We start from the raw sequence: 24,059 nt of genomic DNA on the forward strand, positions 1-24,059 counted from the left end.
GGCCAGACCTTGAGCGTTGAGCTCAGTCATAGACGCTGACGTAGATCTTGCGCACGGTTTCGATCGTGCGCCAGACGCCGACAAAGCCGGGCTTCATCACAAAACTGTCGCCGCTGCGGTAAGTCTTGGTCTCACCGCCCGTCTCCTCGATCTCGACGAGGCCCGAAACGATGTGGCAGAACTCGCAGGTCGTGCCCTTGATAGAATGCGTCTCGCCAGGCGTCGCCTCCCAGACGCCGGTCAGAACCTTCTCGCCTTTCGAAGCATCCTGCGCCCAAGTCTTGAAGGATGGATTGCCGGAGATGAGCCGCTCTGGAGCCGGCAATGCCTGCTTCGGCGCGAAGGCTGGATCTGTGTCGATCGTGATCAGAAGTGACATTTTATGTTTTCCTGGTTAGTAGCCGCGTGTCCGATCGACGAGGCCGATCAGTTCTTCTCCGGCGCGGTGGCGCCGGATGTTGTCCACGACGGATTGCGCCGCGGAATCTGCTTGCGTTACGGAAGCGATGTGCGGCGTGATCGCCACCTTCGGGTGCCGCCAGAGCGGATGGCCGTCCGGCAGTGGCTCGGGATCGGTGACATCGAGCATTGCGGCGGTGAGGTGCCCGCTATCGAGAGCCTGGACAAGGGCGGTTTGGTCTAGCTGCGGCCCGCGGCCGACATGCAACAATCTCGCCCCAGCCGGCAGGAGGGAAAAGAGTTCCGCATCGAGGATGCCACGCGTTTCTTTCGTCAGCGGCAGCAGGCAGACGAGAATATCCGTGCGCGCGAGGAAACCGGCAAGCTGGTCCGCGCCATAAAAGCAGGTCACCCCTTCGATCTCCTTCCTGCTTCGGCTCCAGGCGGCAAGGGGAAAGCGAAACGGCAGCAATCGCTCGATAGCTGCCTGCGCCAGCATGCCGAGGCCAAGAAACCCAACCCGGCGTTCGGTCGCTTGCGGAGCGGCAAGACCCCGCCACGCTTGGCGCTTCTGCTGTTCACGATACGCCACCATATCCCGGTGGAGGCTCAGCACGCCAAGAACGACATATTCCTGCATCATGCGAATGATGCCGTCCTCGACCATGCGCACCAGCTTCACCTGCCGAGGCAGGCTTTCACGGTTGAACTGGTCGACGCCGGCGCCGAGCGAAAACAGCAATTCGAGATTGCGATAGCGCGCGAGATCATCTGGCGCCGTCCAGGTCAGGAGGTAGCGCACCTCCTCCGGGTCGAAACATTCGCTGCTGTGGAACAATTCGACGTCCGGTAGTTCGCGTGCGAAAGCCTTGCGGAAGACCGCTGCGCGCACCGGGTCGGAATTGAAAAGAAAAGCCATGAACCGCCCTTTCCTGCTATCCGGCAAGGCGCGTGGCGAGACGCTCGATCATGCTCTGGCAGGCAGCAAGTTCGCCGGTCTCGATATATTCATTGGCACGGTGAGCCCGGATGATGTCGCCGGGGCCGCAGATGATCGCGTCGATGCCGGCCTGCTGATAAAGGCCAGCTTCCGTTCCGTAGCTCACCGCAGACAGGGGCTGACGCCCCGTCAACTCGGCCAGAAGGGCCGCCAAACCACTCTCCTGCGGGAGCGAAAGCCCCGGATACGCACTCAGCTCATGCCAAGCCACTTCAAAGCCGCTGTCGCGTAGAGCCGTCAGTTGGGTCTTTACCGGCTCGAGCAGGGATCTCGGCGAAACACCTGGCACGGCACGGACCTCGATATCGGCGGTGCAGCGATCGGGGATGATGTTGACGGATTGGCCGCCGGCGATGACACCAACCTGCAATGACGAGTATGGAGGCGCGAAATCCGTGTCGAATGGCCCGATCGCAAGGGTCTGGCCATAGGCCACGATCTGCGTGACGAGACCAGCCATTGCATGCACGGCATTCAGTCCCAGCTCGGGCCGTGAAGAATGGCCGGACCGTCCGATCACTTCGAGCCGCACGGCCGCCTTGCCTTTGTGTGCCCGCACGGCTTCCATCCGGCTCGGCTCACCGATAATCGCGCCAAGCGGCTTCTCGCACAGGCTTGGCAGCGCGGCGATGAGATGCGGCACGCCACGGGCACCTGCCTCCTCGTCATAGGAGAATGCGAGATGAATTGGCCGTGGCAAGTTCATCGCCGCGAGCCGCGGCACCGCGGCCAGCACGCAGGCGAGAAACCCCTTCATGTCGGAGGTGCCCCGACCGTGAAGCCTGGCGCCGTCTTGGCGCAGGACAAACGGATCCGAGTGCCATTCCCGTTCACCGGCCGGCACGACATCCATGTGGCCCGACAAGATGTAGCCGCGGGCATGCCGAGCTCCGATTGTGACAAACAGGTTGGACCGGTCGCCTTCCGGGCCGCGAAGGACCGTCACCTCAGCTCCGGCCGCCTCGCAATATTCACGCACCCAATCGACGATCGCGCCATTGGGCGCGCCCACGACCGAGGGGAACGCGATCAGCCTCGCAAGAATTTCTTCGACATTCACAGGGCGCCGCTCCACTCGCAGTTCGCTGGATGCAACAAGTGTGGCAGCAGGCGAGAGCATTCCGTGCCGAATGAAGGTATGCTTTGGCCGAAGATTTCGAATATTGGCCCGGAACCAGCGAAACCTGCTGGCTTTCGGGTGCAATCATGGGGCAAAAGACGGCTGCGGCACGTCAGCGAGGACGGGTCGCGACCGTGGGACTTGGAAAAAGGGAGCAGGTCGACTGAAATGCAGAGATCAGTGCGCCTGAAGTCTTTCGAACTGGTCGCGCGGGACATCGACGAAGTCGATGTCAATCTGCTCCACGCGCTCTCGATCTCGGTTCGCTGGCCGCATCGGCCGAAGGACTGGGACACTCTGCGCCGCGCGGGCCGCGGCATCGTTGCCGTAGACGGCATCGGGCGCGTTTTCGGCAGCGCGATGTGGTTTCCGCAAGGGGACGATTTCGCCACCATCGGCGTAGTGATCACAACGCCCCGCACACAAGCGCAAGGCGGCGGTCGATGGCTCATGGACCAGGTGCTCGAGCAGTGTGGCGATCGCAATTTGGCGCTCAACGCCACCCATGCCGCCTATCCCCTCTATGTCTCACTCGGTTTCACGACCGAAGGAATCGTATTCATGCACCAAGGAGAGATTCCGCCTGCACTCCCTGCCCTGCCGGCCTTGGACGGGGAATTGCAGGCGCTGCCGAGCGACAGGCTGAAGGAGATCATGGGGCTCGACAGACGAGCGTTTGGGACAGACCGCGCCAGCCTGCTCGCATTGCTTTCAGCGAATGCCTCTATCTGCACTTTGAGCCGTGGCGGCGAGATCGTCGGCTATTCCATGTGTCGCGAATTCGGACGTGGCTACGTGATCGGCCCGATGGTCGCGCGCAGCGATCTGGACGCGGTCCATCTTACAGCCATCCATCTGAGAAATCTTGCAGGACGCTTCGTCCGAGTCGATACGCGGGAGAAAGAAGGCATGTTTGCCGCGTTTCTCGACCAGTGCGGCCTTGGCATTGCCGAGACCGTTACGACCATGTCCAAAGGGCGCCGATTCCTGAACCGGGAAGAAAACGGGCCGTGGGTTTATGGATTGGCTGGCCACGCATTGAGTTGACTGCGGCACCACAATGCGACCGAAAGGCGCCAACCGCGTGGCCGTGCGCGCAGGCGAGCGAGTGTAGGAGACCAGCGCCCGCCGAATAGGCGGCGTTCTGGTCGCTGGCGTTAAAGACGCAATTGGCCACCGGATTGGGCGGAGGAGAGATAGCCGAGTTCATCGAAACACGACGAAGTCGAGCCGGGTCAGATGATCGGCAATTTTGCCTTGGCGGCCGTCGCGGGTCTCGGATGACGACATTGAAGAAGCGGCCGCGAGCGTTAGGAAGGTGGCTAATGCCGCCTAACTCTCGCTTAGGAACGCCAACCATCCCGGCCGAAGTGACCGGAACTACGGAGCTTCGCTAGCAGGATGCTGGCTGTTCCGCGGTGATCAACCTTTGCTTGCTCACTCAGCGGAAACGCATTCCAGTCAGCCAATTCTGCCACCAAAGGAGCGGTGTCCCCGTTACCGATGCGCATCTAAGTTGTCCGTTCTTCCCCATCACGATTATAGCTGTGCCGACTACGCCATGGCAGCTATTTACTGAACGTAGGTATCGCCGTCGACGCGAAAATCGAACAGAACCGACCCATCGGTTTTTTCCGCGGCGTCAGCCACACGATCATAGAACGGTCGATTGAGGCCCTCGATGTTGCCGAGTGACTGTTCAAACAAGGCCGATTCTACATGCTCCGCCACCATAGCTGTGAGAGTGCGCGCCGGCTGGCCCAATGGGCAAGCCGCCACGGCTGATTATCCACACCAGCCATCCCTGGTCCTTTTCATAAGCGACAAGACGACCGTTAACAGAGGGGGGTCTGTCAGGCCGAAATCCCGATAGCGATCACGCCCGGATCCAATGCGGTGTTGCAAAAGGCAGCAAGCAGGCCCCTCCCCTCCGGATCGAAGCCGTCTAAGGGCTCCGTGACAACATCAGGCATCCTTGGGAAGCACCTGAAGGACCCGTGCGATGAACATATGGAACTCGGCCATGTAGTTGAGCAAGAACTCCTGCGTGGATTCGACTGTGACTTCGCCGCCGTCCGTGATCAGGCCCGGCGTGAACTGAATGTAGGCTTCCGGAGCGTTCATCTGCGGGGAGTTGCAGAAGCTAAGCACGCTTCGCAGGCTTTGCTGGGCCACGGCGGTCCCTATGGTTCCGGGCGAGGTCCCAATGACAGCTGAGGGCTTGCGGGCGAACGAGTTCTTGCCATAAGGGCGGCTGGCCCAGTCGATTGCGTTCTTCAACCCACCTGGGATCGAGCGGTTATACTCGGGCGTTATGAAAAGGACTGCCTCCACCGCGGCGATAGAGTCTTTGAAAGCGCGCGCGACAGGTGGAAAGTCAGCATCGTAGTCGTAGCTGTAGAGCGGCAAATCCTTGAAGGAAATCTCCGACATTTCAAGCTCTGGTGGAGCAAGCTGCACTAGTGCTTTTGCAAGCTTGCGATTGATCGATGCCGTGGCGAGGCTACCAATCAGATAGCCGACTTTGTGCGTGGTCATCAGGCACTCCCATATTGCCGCCCCCAAACAGTATCTGCTCAGTCAAAGTCGGACACCAGCACATTTAGGACAAGCTGCTGGATTCAACTGCTGCAGGGTTCACGACGCGATGAAGCGAACATCGGAAGAGCGGGTACCTGCGCTGTTGGTTCGTAGCGACAGGTTGCGGACTTTAGGTGACGTCAACGGAATGTGCCACACCGCAGCTCACAGTCTCATTTGAGCTGCCAGCGAGCCACCAAGCGGCTGAGTGGATCCGCACAACGAAATCAATGATATCCGACATCTGTACGGACCTTGCCGCGAAACACCCAGTAGGACCAGCCGGTGTACATCAGGATCACCGGCAGCAGCACCAGCGTGCCAACAAGGAGGAAAGCCTGGGTGCGCTCGGACGAAGCTGATTCCCAAAGCGTGAAATGATAAGGAACAATCATCGGAAAGAGGCTGATCGCGATACCGACGTAAGAGAGCATGAAAAGGCCGATGGCGCCGATGAAGGGCTTTATCTCACTTGCGCTGTCCAGCACCCGCCACGTGAAGAATGCCACCGCCGCGGTCGCTACGGGCACCGGGGCCAAATATAGAACATTGGGCCAGGCAAACCAGCGCGAGGCGATGGCCTCGCTCATGAATGGGGTCCAGATGCTGACCATGCCGATACCGATGAGGACGCCAACAAGGCACACGCGGCCGTGCCGACGCGCTGTTTCCTGTACCGCTCCGTTTGTCTTTAAGATCAGCCAGCCGGCGCCCAAAAGCCCATAGCCGAACAGAAGGGCAAAGCCGGTCAAAAGCGAGAACGGCGTCAGAAAGTCGAAAGACCCTCCGGAGAACTGCCTGCCAGTGACCTCGAAACCCTGGATGAAGGCGCCGAGCACGACCCCTTGAGCAAAGGTGGCCACGGCCGAGCCATAGCAGAAACCGTGGTCCCAGAAGGTCTTGTGCTCGGCATCGCGGAAGCGGAACTCGAACGCCACGCCACGGAACACCAGCGCCAGCAGCATGACGAGAATGGGAAAATAAACCGCGGGAATGATGATGGCGAAGGCAAGCGGAAACGCAGCAAGAAGTCCCAGGCCGCCCAGCACCAGCCAGGTCTCGTTGCCGTCCCAGATCGGAGCGATCGAGTTCATGATGGTGTTGCGGGACGCCGTGTCGGGCGCGAAGCCGTAAAGCATGCCGACGCCAAGGTCGAAGCCGTCCAGAAGCACGTAGAAGAACACCGCCATGCCGAGGATCAGCGTCCAGATCGGCACGAAATCCAGCACTTGGGTCATCGCACTTCCCCCTCTCGAAGTTCGACCGCTCCGGCTCGGACCGGCGCCTCGGGCCTGCCCCCCTCGATCTCAGCGCCCTCGTCGGCGACGATGGACGGGCCTTTGCGCACGATGCGCAGCATCAGGGAGAGGCCCGCGGGATAGATGATGAGATAGACGGCGATGTAGCCAAGCAGCGAGATCACAACATCGGACCTCGTCAGCGACGGTGTCACCGATTCCGCCGTTCGTAGAAGGCCGTAGACCGTCCAGGGTTGACGTCCGACCTCGGTGGTAATCCATCCGGCGATAACCGCCACGAAGCCGATGGGCGCCGCGATCTGAGTGAGCGTGAGAAAAGCCGGCGAAGTGTCCAGCCGGCCGCGCCAGCGAAGCCATCCGCCAAAGAGGACGAGGCCGAGCATCAGCAGGCCGCAGCCGACCATGATGCGGAAGGCGAAGAATGGGATCGCGACGGGCGGACGCTGATCGGCCGGAAAGTCCTTGAGGCCGATGACCTCGCCATCAAACTCATGGGTAAGGATGAGGCTGCCGAGCCATGGAAGGTCGATGGCAAATCGGTTGCGCTCGCCCTTGTCGTCCGGAATAGCGAAAAGCGTCAACGGCACCTGCCGCGCGGTTTCCCAACGCGCTTCGATTGCAGCGAGCTTTGCCGGCTGGTGCTCAAGCGTGTTCAGACCATGCTGGTCGCCGATGAAAATCTGGAGTGGGACCAGCACTGTAAGCAGCCAGAGCGTCATCGACAGCATCGTTCGCCCTTCCGCGGCCGACCTCCCCCGACGCATCAGATAGGCGCCGACGCCCATGACGACGAAGCCGGTCGTGACGAAGAAGGCGACGACGGTGTGCGCCAACCGGTAGGGAAAGGAAGGATTGAAGACCACCTTGAACCAGTCGGTCGGGAAGAACCGGCCGTCGATGATCTCGTAGCCGGCCGGCGTCTGCATCCAGCTATTTGCCGACAGGATCCAGAAGGAAGAAAGCAAAGTTCCCAGTGCCACCATCAGTGCCGCGACAAAATGCGCCCAGCGTGGCACCAACTGCCGTCCGAACAGAAGGACGCCAAGGAAGGCCGCCTCCAGGAAGAACGCCGTCAGGCCCTCATAGGCGAAAAGCGGTGAAAGGACATTGGCGGTCGCGTCGGAAAAGCGGCTCCAGTTCGTGCCGAACTGGAAAGGCATGACAACGCCTGTGACGACGCCCATGCCGAAAGCAATCGAGAATATTTTGATCCAGAACGTCGAGATGCGGAGATAGATGTCCCTTCCGGTGAAGAAATTGAGGCCTTCCAGCATCGCGATGAACGCGGCCAATCCTACAGTAATAGCCGGCAGCAGGATGTGCCAGCCGATCACCCAGGCAAATTGCAGTCGCTACAGGAATACAGGATCAAAATCCATTACTCGTCTCTCCCGATGCCAAGCTGGTGAGAATCACTTCATATGCTGCAGCAGCCGCCACAGAGATCACGCCTCGATTCAAAGCCGTGATCAAGCTATAGAAATTGGCGTCGGTGTCGATACAAGGATTCGAAACCGCTCTTCTGTCTGGCCGTCAACCTCGAACCAGACCACCAAATATACCCTGATAAGCCTTTCGACGGAGACAGCCAAAGGAGTTGTCCAGCGGCTGCTGCGTCGAAATGTGACAGTCGGGGCGCCTCCCGTTCGCCACTGCAAAGAATTGATCGCAAGGCCTACTGTCGAAGCCGGCAACTTGGAGCGGATTTGCTGGGATTCAGTCCTGCAACTGCACTATGCGAAGATATGGCCGAAGTTCCGTCCAGCCTGGCGGAAACGTTCATAAGCCTGTACGTCGGTGAGCGAGATGATGATCGGCTGACCCGGCTGCCCCTGTTCACCGAGGCTGTACAGGCAAGGCTGCGACCGACCCCGGTGCACGAGCCGGTTGCTTAGTGACCCGGCAACTGTGCTGCTAATACGGGCATAGTGCTGATTTGCGCCCGCGACCCGCCGCCAAGGTGGGTTTTTCATTTCGGCGCCATACTCACACACCCTGGTTTCACGCAAGGGTGATGCCGGTTGATGAAACTTCCCCCGAGGAAGCGCGTTGCGTGGGTTCAGCCAATCCGAGGCCTGTCCCATGTATTGGTCTTCCAAGCCACTTTCTGTCGCCACCGCCATAAGCGGCGACATCCGAAACCTTATGAACACTCGGCAAGCTTTTGACCTGCTCAACGGTCATTGGCGCAGTGAAAGAAGCGACAAGCGCCGATCTGCGAAACCGGCGTGCCGACAGGCCTTGAACGGCAGTGTTCCCGCCGACGTCGCAGGAAATGCGTTCATCGACGCAGCGCGGGAAGCGCACATGTTGGTCGATTGTGCGAACCAATAGACAATGCCGGGATGGACCATTTCCCGCCACTAGCGAGGTCACAATGAACGCAACAACCCGATTGCACGAACTCGGCCAGAGCCTTTGGTTGGACAACATCACCCGCGATCTGTTGAGCAGTGGCACCCTTCAGCGCTATTGCACCGAATTTTCGGTGACCGGATTGACATCGAACCCCACAATTTTCGATGAAGCCATTCGTAACAGTGCCGCTTACGACGAGGCCCTACGTCGAAAAGCCAGAGAAGGCAAAGCGGGCGAGCAGCTATTCTTCGAATTGGCGCTGGAAGATTTGAAGCAAGCCGCAGCACTTTTTGGTCCGGTCCACGAAGTGACGGGCGGCATCGATGGCTGGGTTTCCCTGGAAGTGTCGCCTTTGCTGGCTAACGATGCCGGCGCCACTGTCGAAGCCGCCAAGCGGTTGCATGGGCAGGCGGAGTGTTCCAACCTGTTCATCAAGATTCCGGGCACGCCCGCAGGTGTCGAGGCCATAGAGGAATCGATCTTCGCCGGCGTGCCCGTGAATGTCACCCTGCTGTTTTCGTGCGAGCAGTATGTGGCGGCGGCCGACGCGTATTGCCGAGGCATTCAGCGACGGATTGACGCCGGGCTCGACCCGAAGATCGCCTCTGTCGCCTCAATCTTCGTCAGCCGCTGGGACAAGGCGGTCATGGATAAGGTTAACCCCGCGCTGCGGAACCGTCTCGGTATCGCCATATCCGGGCAAGTCTATAAAGCCTACCGGGAGCGGCTTGCCTCTTCCGGATGGCGCAAGCTGGCCGATGCCGGCGCACTTTCCCAGCGTCTGCTATGGGCGAGCACCGGCACCAAGGATCCGCAGCTTCCGCAATCCTATTATATCGAAGCGCTCGCCGCGCCTGCTACCATCAACACCATTCCAGAGAAGACACTCCATGCGTTTTCGAAAGAGGGTGTGTTGCGCGGCATCATGCGGGAGGATGGCGGCGACAGCGAAACCGTGCTTGGCGATTTCGCAAAAGCCGGCGTCGACATTCAGGCGCTTGCCGCGCAGCTCCAGTTGGAAGGCGCGCAATCCTTCACCAAATCATGGGCCGATCTGATGGCGGTGATTGCCTTGAAGAGCGAGCAGTTACATCGCCACGGTTCGGCCGGCAGATGATGAGCGCGCTTCTTGCGGCCAGGACATTGCCGCTCACGGAGCTTTCAGCATGGCAGGCGTTGCTGGCGCATTGTCAGGAAGTGCGCCCTTTGCATCTGCGACAGCTCTTCGCGGATGATCCCCGACGTGGCACGCAGTTCACCGTCGACGCCTGCGGACTTTATCTCGACTATTCGAAAAACCGCATCACGCCTGAGACGGTCCAGCTTCTCATTGAACTTGCCGAGGCCTCCGGGTTGCGTGAGCGCATCGAAGCGATGTTCAGCGGTCAGAAGATCAATGTGACCGAGCAGCGTGCTGTGCTTCACACGGCGCTGCGCGCGCCAATTGGCGAGCGAATTTTAGTTGACGGTATCGACGTCGTGCCGGAAGTGCACGCGGTGCTCGGCAAGATGGCTGATTTCACGAACAAGATCCACAGCGGCGCATGGCGCGGCCATTCAGGCCTGCCGATCCGCAACGTCATCAATATCGGCATCGGCGGCTCTGACCTCGGGCCGGTCATGGCCTATGAAGCGCTGCGCCACTACAGCCGGCGCGACATGATTTTCCGCTTCATCTCGAACATCGACGGTACCGATTTCGCGGAAGCGACGCGAGATCTGAATCCTGAAGAAACGCTGTTCATCATCTGCTCGAAGACGTTCAAAACGTTGGAAACGCTGACCAACGCCCATACGGCCCGTCAATGGGTGCTGCGCAAGCTGGGCGACGAGCGGGCGGTGGCCCGGCATTTCGTCGCCGTCTCGACCAATACCGAAGGGGTCGCCAAATTCGGCATCGACACCGAACAGATGTTCGGCATGTGGGATTGGGACGGCGGCCGCTATTCAATGGATTCGGCGATAGGCCTATCCACCATGCTCGCCGTCGGGGCGGAAAATTTCCAGGCGATGCTGTCGGGCTTCCATGACATGGACCAGCATTTTCGCACTGCACGGTTCGATCAGAACCTGCCGGCTCTGATGGGTCTGCTCGCGGTCTGGTACAACAATTTCTTCGAAGCGCAGACGGTCGCGGTGCTTCCCTACGAGCAATATCTAAAGCGTTTTCCCGCCTATCTCCAGCAACTGACGATGGAGAGCAATGGCAAGCACGTCACGCTTGGCGGCACGAAAGTCGACTACCAAACAGGGCCGATCTATTGGGGCGAACTTGGCACCAACGGGCAGCACTCTTTCTACCAACTCATTCATCAAGGCACCAAGCTCGTTCCGTGCGACTTCATCGGGTTTTGCCAGGCATTGAATCCGCTGGGACGCCACCACGATCTCCTGATGGCAAATCTCTTCGCACAGACCGAGGCGCTGGCTTTCGGCATAACGGAAGGGGAAGTCCGAGCGGAAGGGACGCCGGATTGGCTGGTTCCGCACCGCACCTTCGAAGGCAACCGCCCTACCAATACGTTGCTTGCCGAGCGCCTGACGCCAAAGATACTAGGCAGCCTGGTGGCGCTCTACGAGCACAGCGTCTTCACGCAAGGCGTCATCTGGAGCATCGACTCGTTTGACCAATGGGGCGTTGAGCTGGGCAAGGCGCTGGCCGAGAAAACAATCCCTGAACTGGAAGTTTCCGCGACCCCAAATCTTCAACATGACAGCTCGACCAATGCTTTGATCGAGCGCTATCGCCGGATCAAGAAGCACTGAATCGACAGCCGGACCGCAAGACTCCGATCGGAAAAAATATGGTACAGGCGCAACTCGACCAGCTTTGCATCAACACGCTGCGGATGCTTTCCATCGACGCGGTCCAGAAGGCAAATTCCGGCCATCCCGGAACGCCGCTGGATGCCGCGCCAGTCGCCTACTGCCTGTGGCAACACTTCCTGCGCTATGATCCAGCCGATCCCGACTGGCCGAACCGCGACCGTTTCGTGCTGTCGGCCGGTCACGCCTGCGCTCTGCTCTACAGCCTGCTTCATGTGTGCGGCGTCAAGGCAAAAGGGCCGGCCTATCCATCGAGCGACCGGCTGGCCGTGACGTTGGACGATCTCAAGTCGTTCCGCCAGGCAGGCAGCCATTGCACTGGACATCCCGAATTTGGCTGGACCTCGGGCGTGGAAACGACCACGGGGCCACTCGGACAAGGTGCCGCCACAAGCGTCGGCATGGCAATTGCTGAACGGTGGCTGGCGGCCACCTACAATCGACCCGATTATGATCTGTTCTCGCACACTGTCTATGCGCTGTGCAGCGACGGCGACATGATGGAGGGGCTCAGCAACGAGGCGGCATCGCTGGCTGGACACCTCAAATTGTCGAACCTCTGCTGGATTTATGACGACAATCACATCACCATCGAGGGGCCGACTGGCCTTACCTTCACCGAAGACGTGGCAACCCGCTTCCTTGCGTACGGATGGCATGTCGAGCGGGTAAGCGATGCAAACGATCTGGTGTTGCTGGGCAAGGCGTATCAGATGTTCATCGATACGCATGACCGCCCCACGCTGATCATCGTTCAAAGTCATATCGGTTATGGCGCGCCGCACAAGCATGACACCAGCAAAGCGCATGGCGAGCCCCTGGGCGCCGAAGAAGTTCGGCTGACGAAGGAATTCTACGGCTGGGATCCGGACGCCGATTTCAAGGTTCCGGACGGGGTCGTGGCGCATTTCCGCTCACATATGGGCAAGCGTGGGGACGCCGCTCATGCCGCCTGGCGAAAATTGTTCGCTGCCTATCGCAAACAATATCCTGACCTGGCCGAACAGATCGATCAGATGCAGCGACGTGAAGTTGCTCCCGGGTGGGACGCCACGTTGCCCGCCTTCTCAGCCGACGCGAAAGGCCTCGCGACACGTGAATCGTCCGGCCAGGTGTTGAACGCTATTGCGGAACATTTGCCATGGCTGCTGGGTGGCGCGGCAGACCTGTCGCCGTCAACCAAGACGAACCTCGAATTCGATTTCGCCGGCAACTTTCAGGCGCCCGAGGGTGACCAGGCCGTCAGCTACCGCGGGCGGAATTTCCACTTTGGCCTGCGCGAACATGCCATGTGCGCCATCGGCAACGGCATGAGCCTGTCGAAGCTGCGGCCGTTCGTCTCCAGCTTCCTGATCTTCACCGACTATTGCCGCGCGGCGCTGCGGCTGAGCTCGATGATGGAACTCCCGCTCATCTCCATCTGGACCCACGATTCCATCAGTCTCGGCGAGGACGGGCCAACCCACCAGCCCATCGAGCAGCTTGCCTCGTTCCGCGCCATGCCCGGCATGATCGTGCTGCGCCCGGCGGATGCGAATGAGGTCATGGAGGCATGGAAGGTCATCATTCATCTCAAGGACAGGCCCGTCTGCCTCGTACTGACGCGACAGCGGGTGCCGACGCTCGATCGCTCGATCTACGCAAACGCAGGCGGCGTGGCACGGGGCGCTTATGTACTGGCCGATGCTCCCGACGCCCGACCCGACGTCCTGCTGCTGGCGACCGGCAGCGAAGTCGCGCTGTGCGTGACGGGCTATGAACAGTTGAAGGCCGAGGGCATCAAGGCACGCGTCGTCAGCATGCCGTCATGGGAATTGTTTGAAAGCCAACCAAAGGAGTATCGCGACACCGTCCTGCCGCCAACGATAACCGCCCGCGTGGCAGTGGAGGAAGCATCCGGTTTCGGATGGGAACGGTATACCGGCTTCGACGGCGCCATCCTGGCTCTGCATAGCTTCGGCCTGTCCGCTCCATCAAAGGTCGTCGCAAAACACTTCGGATTCGAGCCCGCACACGTCGTTGCGGCTGCCAAGGCGCAAATTGCGGGCATTCAAGCTCCAGGCAGTGCGGCTTTCACCAAATGAGGCAATCAGCACGATCATGAACATCAGTCCATTGGCCGGAAAGCCGCCCCCGCCCGACCTGCTGGTCAATGTCCCCAGGCTTGTCACGGCCTACTATAGCCAAGCGCCGGACCTTGCCGACCCGTTGCAGCGCGTGGCATTCGGGACGTCCGGGCACCGCGGGTCTGCAATCGAAAGAACGTTCAACGAAGCACATGTTCTGGCAATCAGCCAGGCCATCTGTCTGTACCGCAAGCTACGGGGCATCGACGGCCCGATCTTCATCGGCATCGATACACATGCGCTGTCGGAACCGGCGTTTGCGAGCGCACTGGAAGTGCTGGCCGCGAACGGGGCGGAGGTGATGATGGCGGCCGGTGGCGAGTATACGCCCACCCCTGCCGTCTCTCACGCAATCCTCATCTACAACAAAGGCCGCAAGACCGGGCTTGCCGATGGCATCGTCATCACGCCGTCGCACAACCCACCCGGCGACGGAGGTTTCAAGTACAACCCGCCCAATGGCGGGCCGGCGGATACCGATGTCACCGGCTGGATCGAACAACAGGCCAATGAGCTGCTTGGCAACGGCCTGAAAGGCGTGCGGCGGATGCCGTTCGAGAAGGCCCTCCATGCGCCTACAGTCCATGCCCACGATTTCCTGAACGCTTACGTGAACGATCTCGGCAATGTCATCGACATGGACGCCATTCGGGGAGCGCATGTTCGCATGGGCGTCGACCCGCTCGGCGGCGCGGGAGTCCACTACTGGCCCGCCATAGCCGACCGCTATAAACTCGACCTGACCATCGTCAATCGCCACGTCGATCCCACTTTTCGTTTCATGACGGTTGATTGGGATGGCCAGATCCGCATGGACCCGTCTTCAGCTTATGCCATGCAAGGCCTTATCAGCCTGAAGGATCAATTCGACATCGCTTTCGCATGCGACACCGATCACGACCGGCACGGCATCGTCACGCGCAGTGCCGGGCTGCTGCCGGCCAATCATTACTTGTCGGTGGCGATTGATTACCTGTTCCAGCATCGCCCTGAATGGCGCAAGGACACCGCTGTTGGAAAAACGGTGGTGAGCAGCCAGATGATTGATCGCGTCAGCGCCAGGCTGAAGCGCAGACTGTATGAAGTGCCGGTCGGGTTCAAATGGTTCGCCGAGGGCCTTCAGGACGGCTCGATGGGCTTTTGCGGCGAGGAAAGCGCTGGTGCGACGTTCATGCGCCGCAATGGCGCCGTCTGGACGACCGACAAGGATGGCATCGTGCCGGCGTTGCTGTCGGCCGAGATCATGGCAAGGATGGGTCGCGATCCCGGCGAGGTCTATCGCGACCTGACGAAGGCATTGGGCGAACCGGTCGCCGACCGGCTCCAGGCAACGGCAACCCCAGCACAAAAAGAGAAACTGTCGAAGCTCTCGCCGCATGAGATCACGTCGAAGATCTTGGCTGGCGAACCGATCCGGTCGGTGCTCAGCCGGGCACCGGGCAACAATGCCGAAATCGGCGGCGTCAAGGTGGCCACGGAAAACGGCTGGTTCGCCGCGCGCCCGTCAGGTACCGAGGATATCTACAAGATCTACGCTGAGAGTTTTCGCGGACAGGACCACCTGCGCGCCATCCTGGCCGAGGCGCAGACGACCGTCGACCATGCGCTCGGGGCAACCAAAGGAAGCTGAACCGGCTGCACGGCTTGTGATGACCCATGCTTACGTCCCGAGGAGATGCTCCCCGGGGTAAACGATCGTTCCATCATCGCGCACGACAGCGCCTGGCGTCAGGCTGGCCTCCTCGACATGACCGACCCCAAGGATGTGCATGACCCGTTCGCCTTCTCCGAGCAGGTAGTCGGAAATGATGCGGCGGTGGCAGCGCCACCAGACGGCTTCCGCGCACATGATTGCGCAGCGATGCCGGCTGCCGAGCTCTCGCAGTTGCGCCAAGCCTTTGGCGAACGGCTCGGTCAGCGCATAGTCCGCGTAGTTGCGAAAACCACGTACGCGCCAATAGCTATTGGGGGAAGGTTCCGCCCCCCGCGCCTTGCCCCGCAAGCCGCCAAGCGCAGCGACATGCTTATAGCCGATCTGCCACGGCGCCAACGCTCCCGGAAGGCTGTCTTCGTTAAACTGCGGATTGGTGCGCGAGCGCGGCATCGACCTCACATCGACAACGAAATCGACACGAGACTCCCTAAGCAGTTCGGCGAACTCGACGATCGTACGCGTGGAATGGCCTATGGTGAAGAAGCTGTTCGTTTCGATTCCAATCTGACGGCGCACGGCGACCTTGGCCACCTCGACGCGGATTGTAGCCTGTTTATCGCGCAGATCAAAAAAGACCCCTGCATCGGGATGCGATCGCTGGAACCGAATTCGCGTGCAAAGGTTGAGTGGTGGATCATCGCCATTCGATTGCGCCATCCAGGTGCGGAATGGCGTCTCACGCGAGAATCCCTGTCACCCTTGGTCGAGCCACATGGCTCGAGTCAGCGTTACGTGAGTGGAATTCGGAAGCCAGGGGGGGGGCAGCGGCACGATCGTTCGTGTGCACAGACTGACGCCGATGACCGGCGTGCCAAACGCAACCACGGATGAGCGCTATAGACGGCGTCGGAGATTAGGAGATAGAGCGCCCCTTGCCACCATGCTCGCCCCAAGGGCGGCACAAGGCGAAGAAGCCCATCACCACGCCCACAGTACCGCAGCATGGATCCAGGGTTTGGTTGCAGCGGCTAGGCATCAGCCGCGATCATCTTGTCCGGCACCGAGATGGTCTACATGATGCGCTCGCCGATGTAGTTTCCCTTCTCCCACGTGGTCGGCTCCGACTTCGGCGGGGGCGAAGTGAAGTCTGCGGCATTCCTTGCGTGCCTTGTCCGCTGGCCGACGAACGGGCGGGCGAGCGTCGGCACGTATCCTGACGAGACCCCCTTCGGCCACGGGACGGCTACGAGGATGTCCGCCATGTCGCCGTCCGCCGTAGCGTAGTGCACAGGTTGCCGGAGACGGAGGACTGCCGCCGCTGGCAGCAGGGACTCGTCATTTCGTCCGTGCGGCATCGCGATTCCGCCGCCGATGTATGTCGGCCCGCGGCGCTCCCGCCGCAGCAGGGCAGCCAACACGGCTTCCCGGCTTGCCCGCCCCTTTCGGCGAGCAGACCCGAGAGGCCAGAGCGCCTCGCGCTTCGTAGCGGGATGGACAGAGGATGATGTCCGGGTGACCTCCCCAAGCGCCCACGTTCCCCGCTCCGCCGAAGTGGCGGCGTTTCGGGCGCGATCGATCAGGGTCGGCGGGACCGGCATCGCATTGGCCGGTCTCACTGCAGCACCTGGGCCCGGCTTGCTCGTTCGCCGGGCCTCGTCCCCGACGCGCAGTGATCCGCAATCGCGGCAGGAGTGACGGTCGACGAGATGCACCAGGGGCAGCGGACTGCGGCGCGGGGCAAGAGGCTATTGCAGGAGAGGCACACCTGCCTCGTTCGGACGGTTCTCATGACACGCTCCATCGATGCGGCGCTCGGCGCCAAACCGCTTTGCCTGGAATGCTCCGGAGCAGGTTAGGTGCGGGATTCAGGGTCAAAGAGTTTGCTCCGGGAAAGGACGCGACCCTCCCGGCAAGCCTCGAAATCCTGATGAACGTCTCCATGCACATGCTGTCCTGCCTACTTCATCCCGACTTCAACTGCGGGAATGCGCCACCGATGCCCCTCAGAGCATCGCGAACGCGGTCACCATCAGGCCGAGAAGACCTACGGCTATGATGGTCTTTGTGATCGTGTCCATGTCAGGCCCTCCGGGGAATATAGGATTCCGCCACGATTACCGGGCTCTCGCCCAGGTAGTCCGCCATTGGGAGAGGTTTGGCTCCTTCTGGACTGAAAAGACCCTCAACCACCCGCGGGATGTGGTTGCGCGAAATGCCAATGTCCTCGAGTTGCCTGTTGTCCAGTCGCGAGAGTTCGTTGATCGCGCGGCTCCGCTGCCATTGGCGGATGGCACGAAGGAACAGCTGCCGCACTGTGGTTCTGGACTTGCGTTCGGACCCGCGTTCTGATGCCGATGGATAAGTGCGGTCGATTTTGGACATGTTGGTCTCTCCGCCGAAGTAGCCCGCGGCCGCACATGGCGGAACCTCATGCGAGCTTGGTCATGGACATGCCGACAAGCCGGCCGCTGAACCACCGGATACGATGTCGGACTGGGTGGGATTTGTTCCCGAGACGGCGGGCGGGCGCGCCCTTGCCGCTCGGGCTAGGAACGCGTCAGGAGGAACGCCGAAACGACCAGAAACTTCTTGTGACGACCTGCGATTACCATGCATCGTAGATGGGGCTCCTACACGGAAATTCAATCGAAGCGCGCCGCGTGCGGCCTTTGGACGCGAAACGGCCGGTATCGGCCAGCCATCTTGGACTTCTGCATCCGACGTTCCCATAATGAGGTCATGAACACACCTCCTCCAAGCTCCCTAACGTTCCGAAAGCGGCGCAAAACGCGCCGGTAACCCTGGCCGCGCGGGGAGTATCCGCCTGGCCAGGGGATCCTGCAGCTTCATCGTTTTCGCACGAAGCGCGCTGCCGGCCGTCGACCGGGGGCCGCACAGTGCTTGCCAGCAAGGAGACAAGGAATGGCAAAGAGGAAGGGCAACCGCGAAACCCGCAAACCGAAGCAGGACAAGGAGGTCAAGGGTCAGGCGGCGACTTCGGTGTCGGCGATCGTTGCGGGCCCAAATTTGGCCGGTCGTCGCCGCTGACGCTCGTAATGACTGCGGCGGCATCACTTATCCGGTGCCGCCGCAGCGTGTTCGACGCATGTCCGCAAGCCTGCCTCACCTCTGACCTCGAAGGGATGCCCGTCTTCCCTGCGGTCCTGTCACGGAAACGTGCTGCCCGGGCAATGAGCATCAGGTGACCGTGACGAAGGCGGCGACCAGCAGTTCGCGGGCTCCGACGCGGGAACCGAGCGCCGACAAGAAGACGATTGAGCAAGCGCGGTCGCGCCCGTTCCCCAGCCGAGGCCAAGTGTAGGTACGTGGATTCGCTAGCAAAAGCTGCCGAATCGCAGTGTTGCGATGGCTCCGGCAAGGGTAAGCACCACTCCGATCAGAAGCAGGGGGGTCGGCAGGCAGCCCACGGCGGCAGGTCGGCGGCTTGGAGCATTCGATCACCTCCCCGCGCATGAGGAACTTGGCGAGCGCTTGCTCGACATGGATCCTAGGACGCCCTTCGAAATACACCTCGCTTCCAGTGCGGGTGCCGGCAGTGAGCGCAAGGAGCATCGCGCAGACCTACATCGCGCCGAGGCAGAGCACCCGGTCCTGCGTGCGCGGGCCCGGACCACTCGGTAGACGTAGCAGCCGATGGCGAAACGAGCATGAGCTGCTAGTCCATGATGGCCGCAAAGGATAGCGGCCGTCATTCGAAGATCTCCCTCAGCAGCGCCTCGAAGCGGTTCTTGATAAAGGCGACCCATTTACGGCTCTGAGCGCTAGTCAGAGACCTGAGTGGCGCCGAATCTGTCGCCGCCCGCAAAGACAAAGCGGTCTTTGCCTGCGTAACCTCCTTGGGCACGACGCCCCCCCGAATTGTTGGATCGCGACGCCTGCCGCGATCCCACGCTCCAGCTATGGCGCCACCGTGATGCGGCCCTTCATGTTGGGGTGGAAGCGGCAGAAATAGTTGACCGCTCCCGCGGCCTTCAATCTCAGGCTTCCGGACTTCTTCGGCGGGATCATCACATCCCAGCCACCCTTCACGGTGGCTGTGTGGGCAAACACGTCCTTGTTTACCCACTCGATCGTGTCGCCAACCTTCGCCTCGACGGTCACTGGCGAGAACACCAGCTTGTCGATGGTGACCTGGATGGTTTCGGCCTTCACCGGCGCGGCGACGATTGTTAGCGCCAGTGCAATCCACAGTCGCCGTTTCGGCATCATCAGCGCTGTTCTCATTTCAGCATGCCGGCGACATGTTCGGCATGTTGTTCATGGCCTTGGAATATCTTCAGGCCGGTCTCCAGCAGATCCTTGAGCTCGGCGTTGCTCGCAGAGGGAATCAGGAGCGTTTGGAGAGCGTCGTCGACCTGCTTGTGATAGGCTACCTCGTTGTCGACATAGGCCTTGTCGAAGGCCGCTCCCTTGAGCTTGGCGAGCTTGGCCCGCTCCTCCGCGGCGGCTTTGGTCAGCGCCTTGCTGGTGGCGTTGTCTTCCGGCGTCACCTTGAGTTTCTTGACCAGGTCGAGCGCTTGGACATTCACCGCCTCATGGTCGCGGACCATGTCCTTGGCGAAGGCGAGCACCTCCTTGTTCTTCGACTTCTTGAGCGCTTGCTTGGCCGCCTCGACATCGATCACGCCGGCTGTATAGGCGATGTGGGCGATCTGCGGGTCGGTTGGTTTGTCGGCGGCTTGCGCAAGTGGGGCAGTGCCAAGCAGCAGCAAGGCGGCCAGAGCGGCGGTGTGACGAATAAGCATGACATCTCCTTCGCCCGGATGCGGGGATCGCCTCGGGCTTCGTTTCCGGTTGACGCATCATTGGATGCAGCGCGGCGGCAAACGTTCCCGCGAAAATCCGCCAAATCAGAAAATGGGTCAGCCTTCCAGGCCGAGCCGCTTCATCACGGCAGCGGTCAACCCTTCGCAGCGCCGGCCAGCGAAGGGGAAGGCGTCGAGCAGCACCGGCCCGATCTGGTCATCCAGCGCCTTGCGCAGCAGGGCGCGAGCGCGATGCAGGCGGGTCTTGACGGTTTCGGGCCGCACGCCGAGTAGTTCTGAAGTCTCTTCAATGCTCAGGCCCTCGATCACCCGCGCCACGAACACCATGCTGTAGAGATCTGGAAGGCTGTCGGTCGCCCGTTCGACAAGGGCCAGGATTTGCCGTTGCGCCATTGTCCGCTCCGGATCATCGCTGGGGTTGAGGGGAAACTGGATAATCTCGGCCTGCGGGTTCTCGGGCATCGCCACCGATCGCCGTCTTTTACGCAACCGGCCGAGCGCTTCGTTGATGACGATGCGCGACAGCCACGTGCCGAGCGAGGCATCGCCGCGAAAACTGCCGAGATGGGCAAAGGCCCTGACATAGGCCTCCTGGACGATGTCCTCGGCCTCGCTGTCATTGCGCACCACGCCGCGCGCGATGCGGTAAAGCCGCTGGTTATGCGTCTTGATGATGGTGCGAAAGGCAGCGCCGTCGCGCGCCAGGGCTCGCTGCGTCAATTCCAGGTCGCCAGAGGCAGCGATGATTTCGGTCGCGTCTCGCCGAACGTACGACATGAGCAGTCTCCTTGCCCTTCAATAGATTGGTCTCGACAACAAGGTTCCTGAAAATTCGTCACACCGGAATCGACGACAGGAATTCGCGCCTCAGATCGATGTTCGTCTCGAAAACGCCGAGCATGCGTTTGGTGACCATGCGGGTGCCGTGCGCGTGGACGCCGCGCGATGTCATGCAGCCATGCTCGGCCACAAGCACGACGGCCACTCCACCCGGCTGCAGGGCATCCTCGATCGCGCAAGCGATATCATCCGTGAGCCGCTCCTGTATCTGCAAGCGGCGAGCGCAAGCCTCGACCATGTAGGCGATGTACGCCTTGCCGTGGATTGCGGCCATGTGGTGCTCGCAGAAAGAATGAAACGCTATGTCGTGCAGTTCGACCGCCTGGTTATAGCCGCCGATTTCATCGAACGTCCGTTCCAGCAGTCTCACAGGATCTTGCCGATAGCCGGCAAACCACTCTTCATAGGCACGAACGACACGCGCAGGAGTATCGATAAGACCGGGTCGGGCCGGATCGTCGCCGGCCCAAGAGATCAGCGTCCTGACCGCGGCCTCAGCATCGAAGCGCGTCGGCCGGACGCGGCCGACTGCTCTGGGTTGGCCGTCTCCCACTGAATTTCCTTCGGCGGAGGCCGACACGCCATCTTCGGTGTCGTTCAGAATTTGCGAATGCAGGTCCATCGGTCTCTCCAGTTCCACGCTCGAAACCATTGGATGCGGCTGGCGAGGATTGGTTCCCGACTGGCACGACACCCAGGAGGAAGGTTCCCATCCGTGGCGAACCACGGGAACTTTTCGAACAGCGCTGCATCCAATTTCATGTCTGGCGCATGGTCGACGTACGCCGTCAGGATCGTGAAGGAGAACCAAGATGGCATCGAAACAGCCCGCGGAAACCGACCCTGACCTCGCTGTTGGTGTGTTCATCGTGGCAATCGCGATAATGCCGATGCCGCCGGTCAGCTGGTGGTCCTGGTACGCGTCGGCGACCATTTGCTGGCGGTCGACGGCACATGCACCCACTGCAAAGTCCCGCTGGCGTGCGGAGTATTCATTTGCACCAGGGCCTATATCGGTCTTCAGATCGGCGAAGGGCTCCAGCCTGCGCAACGTTCCGGCTGTGGTCACAGGGCGGCCCCTATCCGGGTCAGGACGCGATCCGCGGCCGCCCGGTGGCTGTCGCGACGACGATGGCTTCGACGAAACTGCGCTCGCCCTCGATTGTGGCAACCCTTATGTCCCGTGAGATCTCGATCCGAGCCTGATCGGTCCCGGCGCGCTCGGCGAGACCTGCCGCCAGAGCGCGAATGTGGGCTTCGGCGGCGGCCATTGCTTCGTCCTCGGTGTCAAAATCATCCAGCCGCAGGCCGGAATTGAGACGGAAAAGCCCGATCTCCGGCTGGCTGACGCGGGCTTCCGCTGACATCCGTACCTGCCCGACGACGGCACCCAACGCATTTGCAACGTCGGCGTGTTCGGCGATCTTGCACGCATTGCCGATGATCGGCGGCAGCCCCGCGTAGTGAAGCGATGCCGAAGCGCCGAGGCCGATCACCGGCCGGTCGAGTGCGATCGACAGCTGCGCCATGCCGCCTCGTCGGCCAACGGCACGCTGAACCAGCGGATTGGCAACAGAGACGCCGCCATCCAGCCCGTCCTCGGCAAAGACTGTTTCAAGAATGGCTTCTGCAGAACGCCGGGTGACGGCGATGAGGACCATCTCGGAAAATGCTTCCGCTCCTTTGGCGACACGATGCCCTTGGCCGTCGCGCTTGCGTGCGAACAATTCGGCGCCCAGTCGAGCCGCGACAGGATCCCAATTCCCTTGCCGGCCGAGCACATGGGCCGCATCGGATGGCGTGAAGCCCGCAATATGCACCAGACCACGCGCGACCAGGCGATTGAGTGTTGCGACCTGCGATGTCGATACGAGCAGCCGATCGAGCGCGGCGGGAATTGCCGAAATGTGGGCATAGAGCCGCGCCTCGGTAACGGTCAGGCCCGCAGCCAGACGCTCGGGGACACCTGTGCACAACGCGAAGCGGCCGTCCAGCCGGCTGGTGTTGGGGCTGAGCAATTGCCGCTTGAGGCCATTATGGATGGCATCGCCGTGCTTCACCGCGGCGAGCGCCAGTGGCACGAGTCGACGGGGGCCGAGCACGATCGTCGAAGTCAGCGACCGCTCATGGAGCGAGACTTCCGAATCTCCCCCGAGGCCAAAGGTGCGCATGGCGACGGCTTCCACCATGGTTCGCATTCCGCCGACGGTAGCGCCTTCCGGGTCGAGCCGCAGGCGACCGCCGTCCAGAACGGCGATGTCGGTGGTGGTGCCGCCGATGTCGGACACCACTGCGTCATCGATTCCGGTCATGTACCGGGCTCCCACCAGGCTTGCCGCTGGTCCTGACAGGATCGTCTCGATCGGCCGGGCGCGGGCGAATTCAGCGGTGACAAGCGCGCCGTCGCCGCGCACGACCATGAGCGGAGCGACGATCCCGCGTCTTTTCAGAAAGCCCTCGGTGGCGTCGACAAGGCGATCGATCATCGAGATCAACCGGGCGTTGAGAAGCGTGGTCAGCGCCCGACGCGGGCCGCCGAGTTTCGATGACAGTTCATGCGAACAGGTCACCGGAAGCCCGGTACGCTCGCGAATGACGTCACGTACCGCGACCTCATGTTCGGGATTGCGAACCGCAAAATAGGAGGCCACGGCGATGCCTGAGACCGTGTCGACGAGAGACGGCAGCGCAGCCATGAGAGCGTCCAGCACCAGCTGACGCGGATCGCCATGGACGTCATGTCCGCCCGGACAAAAGATCACGGGATCGGAGCCGAGAGCCTTTGACAATCCGTTCCGGTCAAGATCGGCTTCGGCGAAACCGATCATCACCAGCGCGACCCGTCCGCCCTGCCCTTCGACGAGGGCGTTGGTTGCGAGCGTGGTCGACATGGAGACGAGCTTGATCGCGCCGGGTTCGATGGCAGCCTCGGATAAAACAGCGTCGACGGCACCGGCGATGCCCTCGGCAAGATCGTGCCGTGTGGTCAGCGATTTGGCCTTGGCCACGATGCCTGTAGATTCTGACCACAGCACGGCATCGGTATACGTGCCGCCGGTGTCGACGCCCAGATACAGGGGCGACGGCTGGTGGGTATATGCGTTCATCTT

The 24,059-nt window shown here is 61.1% G+C and carries 21 protein-coding genes and 2 pseudogenes; 7 read left to right on the top strand and 16 right to left on the bottom strand.

Going from position 1 to position 24,059, the window contains the following annotated elements:
* Positions 1 to 22 precede the first annotated feature (22 nt).
* From A9K65_RS20970 to argE, 3 genes are read right to left on the bottom strand one after another with little or no spacing between them, the layout of a single operon-like run.
* Positions 23 to 379, bottom strand: coding sequence for a cupin domain-containing protein (locus tag A9K65_RS20970; RefSeq protein WP_064994324.1), 357 nt, complete (start codon positions 377 to 379; stop codon positions 23 to 25).
* Between the two features lie 15 nt (positions 380 to 394).
* Complete coding sequence (locus tag A9K65_RS20975) at positions 395 to 1,318, bottom strand: glyoxylate/hydroxypyruvate reductase A (protein WP_064994323.1); 924 nt, start codon at positions 1,316 to 1,318, stop codon at positions 395 to 397.
* A gap of 16 nt (positions 1,319 to 1,334) precedes the next feature.
* Complete coding sequence (argE, locus tag A9K65_RS20980; protein WP_064994349.1) at positions 1,335 to 2,459, bottom strand: acetylornithine deacetylase; 1,125 nt, start codon at positions 2,457 to 2,459, stop codon at positions 1,335 to 1,337.
* A 228-nt stretch (positions 2,460 to 2,687) separates the two neighbouring features.
* Between argE and A9K65_RS20985 the strand changes: the two genes are divergently transcribed.
* On the top strand, positions 2,688 to 3,566 hold the full coding sequence (locus A9K65_RS20985) for a GNAT family N-acetyltransferase (RefSeq protein WP_064994322.1): 879 nt from the start codon (positions 2,688 to 2,690) through the stop codon (positions 3,564 to 3,566).
* Positions 3,567 to 3,685: 119 nt separating this feature from the next.
* Here the strand turns inward: A9K65_RS20985 and A9K65_RS35250 are convergent.
* The 5 genes and pseudogenes from A9K65_RS35250 to A9K65_RS21005 form a co-directional block, all read right to left on the bottom strand.
* Positions 3,686 to 3,825, bottom strand: a pseudogene (locus A9K65_RS35250) (IS21-like element helper ATPase IstB); the annotation flags it as partial.
* Positions 3,826 to 4,091: 266 nt separating this feature from the next.
* Entirely contained in the window at positions 4,092 to 4,226 is a 135-nt protein-coding gene (locus A9K65_RS36515) for a hypothetical protein (RefSeq protein ID WP_280953742.1), read from the bottom strand.
* 258 nt (positions 4,227 to 4,484) lie between these two features.
* The gene (locus A9K65_RS20995) at positions 4,485 to 5,057 is read right to left on the bottom strand and encodes an NADPH-dependent FMN reductase (protein ID WP_064994348.1); all 573 of its coding nucleotides are present in this window, start codon (positions 5,055 to 5,057) and stop codon (positions 4,485 to 4,487) included.
* Positions 5,058 to 5,326: 269 nt separating this feature from the next.
* The gene (cydB, locus tag A9K65_RS21000; RefSeq protein ID WP_064994321.1) at positions 5,327 to 6,337 is read right to left on the bottom strand and encodes a cytochrome d ubiquinol oxidase subunit II; all 1,011 of its coding nucleotides are present in this window, start codon (positions 6,335 to 6,337) and stop codon (positions 5,327 to 5,329) included.
* Positions 6,334 to 7,707, bottom strand: coding sequence for a cytochrome ubiquinol oxidase subunit I (locus A9K65_RS21005; protein ID WP_280953818.1), 1,374 nt, complete (start codon positions 7,705 to 7,707; stop codon positions 6,334 to 6,336). The genes cydB and A9K65_RS21005 overlap by 4 nt, the downstream gene beginning before the upstream one ends.
* Positions 7,708 to 8,440: 733 nt before the next feature.
* Here A9K65_RS21005 and A9K65_RS21010 point away from each other — a divergent pair.
* Genes A9K65_RS21010 through pgm form a run of 5 tightly spaced genes read left to right on the top strand, consistent with a single transcriptional unit; the run spans position 8,441 to position 15,298 of the window.
* Positions 8,441 to 8,692 (top strand): DUF982 domain-containing protein, encoded by a 252-nt coding sequence (locus tag A9K65_RS21010; RefSeq protein ID WP_084015940.1) that lies wholly within the window; start codon positions 8,441 to 8,443, stop codon positions 8,690 to 8,692.
* Positions 8,693 to 8,735: 43 nt separating this feature from the next.
* A complete protein-coding gene (tal, locus tag A9K65_RS21015) occupies positions 8,736 to 9,833 on the top strand; it encodes a transaldolase (protein ID WP_064994320.1) in 1,098 nt (365 codons plus the stop codon).
* Complete coding sequence (pgi, locus tag A9K65_RS21020; RefSeq protein WP_064994319.1) at positions 9,833 to 11,482, top strand: glucose-6-phosphate isomerase; 1,650 nt, start codon at positions 9,833 to 9,835, stop codon at positions 11,480 to 11,482. The genes tal and pgi overlap by 1 nt, the downstream gene beginning before the upstream one ends.
* A 38-nt stretch (positions 11,483 to 11,520) precedes the next feature.
* Positions 11,521 to 13,626 (top strand): transketolase, encoded by a 2,106-nt coding sequence (gene tkt / locus A9K65_RS21025; RefSeq protein WP_064994318.1) that lies wholly within the window; start codon positions 11,521 to 11,523, stop codon positions 13,624 to 13,626.
* Positions 13,627 to 13,639: 13 nt separating this feature from the next.
* Positions 13,640 to 15,298: a phosphoglucomutase (alpha-D-glucose-1,6-bisphosphate-dependent) gene (gene pgm, locus A9K65_RS21030; RefSeq protein ID WP_064994347.1), complete on the top strand. Its 1,659-nt coding sequence runs from the start codon at positions 13,640 to 13,642 to the stop codon at positions 15,296 to 15,298.
* Between the two features lie 30 nt (positions 15,299 to 15,328).
* Here pgm and A9K65_RS21035 read toward each other — a convergent pair whose 3' ends face one another.
* A complete protein-coding gene (locus tag A9K65_RS21035) occupies positions 15,329 to 15,898 on the bottom strand; it encodes a DUF488 domain-containing protein (RefSeq protein WP_084015942.1) in 570 nt (189 codons plus the stop codon).
* 1,503 nt (positions 15,899 to 17,401) lie between these two features.
* Positions 17,402 to 17,704, bottom strand: coding sequence for a DUF1127 domain-containing protein (locus A9K65_RS36630; protein ID WP_084015936.1), 303 nt, complete (start codon positions 17,702 to 17,704; stop codon positions 17,402 to 17,404).
* A 540-nt stretch (positions 17,705 to 18,244) separates the two neighbouring features.
* Between A9K65_RS36630 and A9K65_RS36520 the strand changes: the two genes are divergently transcribed.
* Entirely contained in the window at positions 18,245 to 18,370 is a 126-nt protein-coding gene (locus A9K65_RS36520) for a hypothetical protein (protein ID WP_263499051.1), read from the top strand.
* A gap of 405 nt (positions 18,371 to 18,775) precedes the next feature.
* Here the strand turns inward: A9K65_RS36520 and A9K65_RS35675 are convergent.
* From A9K65_RS35675 to A9K65_RS21075, 6 genes and pseudogenes are all read right to left on the bottom strand, one after another.
* Positions 18,776 to 19,035 (bottom strand): annotated as a pseudogene (locus tag A9K65_RS35675) (hypothetical protein); the annotation flags it as partial.
* A gap of 205 nt (positions 19,036 to 19,240) precedes the next feature.
* Positions 19,241 to 19,567, bottom strand: coding sequence for a cupredoxin family copper-binding protein (locus A9K65_RS21055; protein ID WP_198327513.1), 327 nt, complete (start codon positions 19,565 to 19,567; stop codon positions 19,241 to 19,243).
* Entirely contained in the window at positions 19,564 to 20,088 is a 525-nt protein-coding gene (locus A9K65_RS21060) for a DUF4142 domain-containing protein (protein ID WP_064994314.1), read from the bottom strand. Before A9K65_RS21060 ends, A9K65_RS21055 begins: the two co-directional genes overlap by 4 nt.
* 117 nt (positions 20,089 to 20,205) lie before the next feature.
* Entirely contained in the window at positions 20,206 to 20,886 is a 681-nt protein-coding gene (locus A9K65_RS21065) for an RNA polymerase sigma factor (RefSeq protein ID WP_064994313.1), read from the bottom strand.
* 58 nt (positions 20,887 to 20,944) lie between these two features.
* The gene (folE, locus tag A9K65_RS21070) at positions 20,945 to 21,571 is read right to left on the bottom strand and encodes a GTP cyclohydrolase I (RefSeq protein WP_084015934.1); all 627 of its coding nucleotides are present in this window, start codon (positions 21,569 to 21,571) and stop codon (positions 20,945 to 20,947) included.
* A 466-nt stretch (positions 21,572 to 22,037) separates the two neighbouring features.
* Entirely contained in the window at positions 22,038 to 24,056 is a 2,019-nt protein-coding gene (locus tag A9K65_RS21075) for a hydantoinase/oxoprolinase family protein (RefSeq protein WP_064994312.1), read from the bottom strand.
* Positions 24,057 to 24,059 lie beyond the last annotated feature (3 nt).

The organism is Mesorhizobium sp. WSM1497, assembly GCF_001672455.2.
GTDB lineage: Bacteria > Pseudomonadota > Alphaproteobacteria > Rhizobiales > Rhizobiaceae > Mesorhizobium > Mesorhizobium ciceri.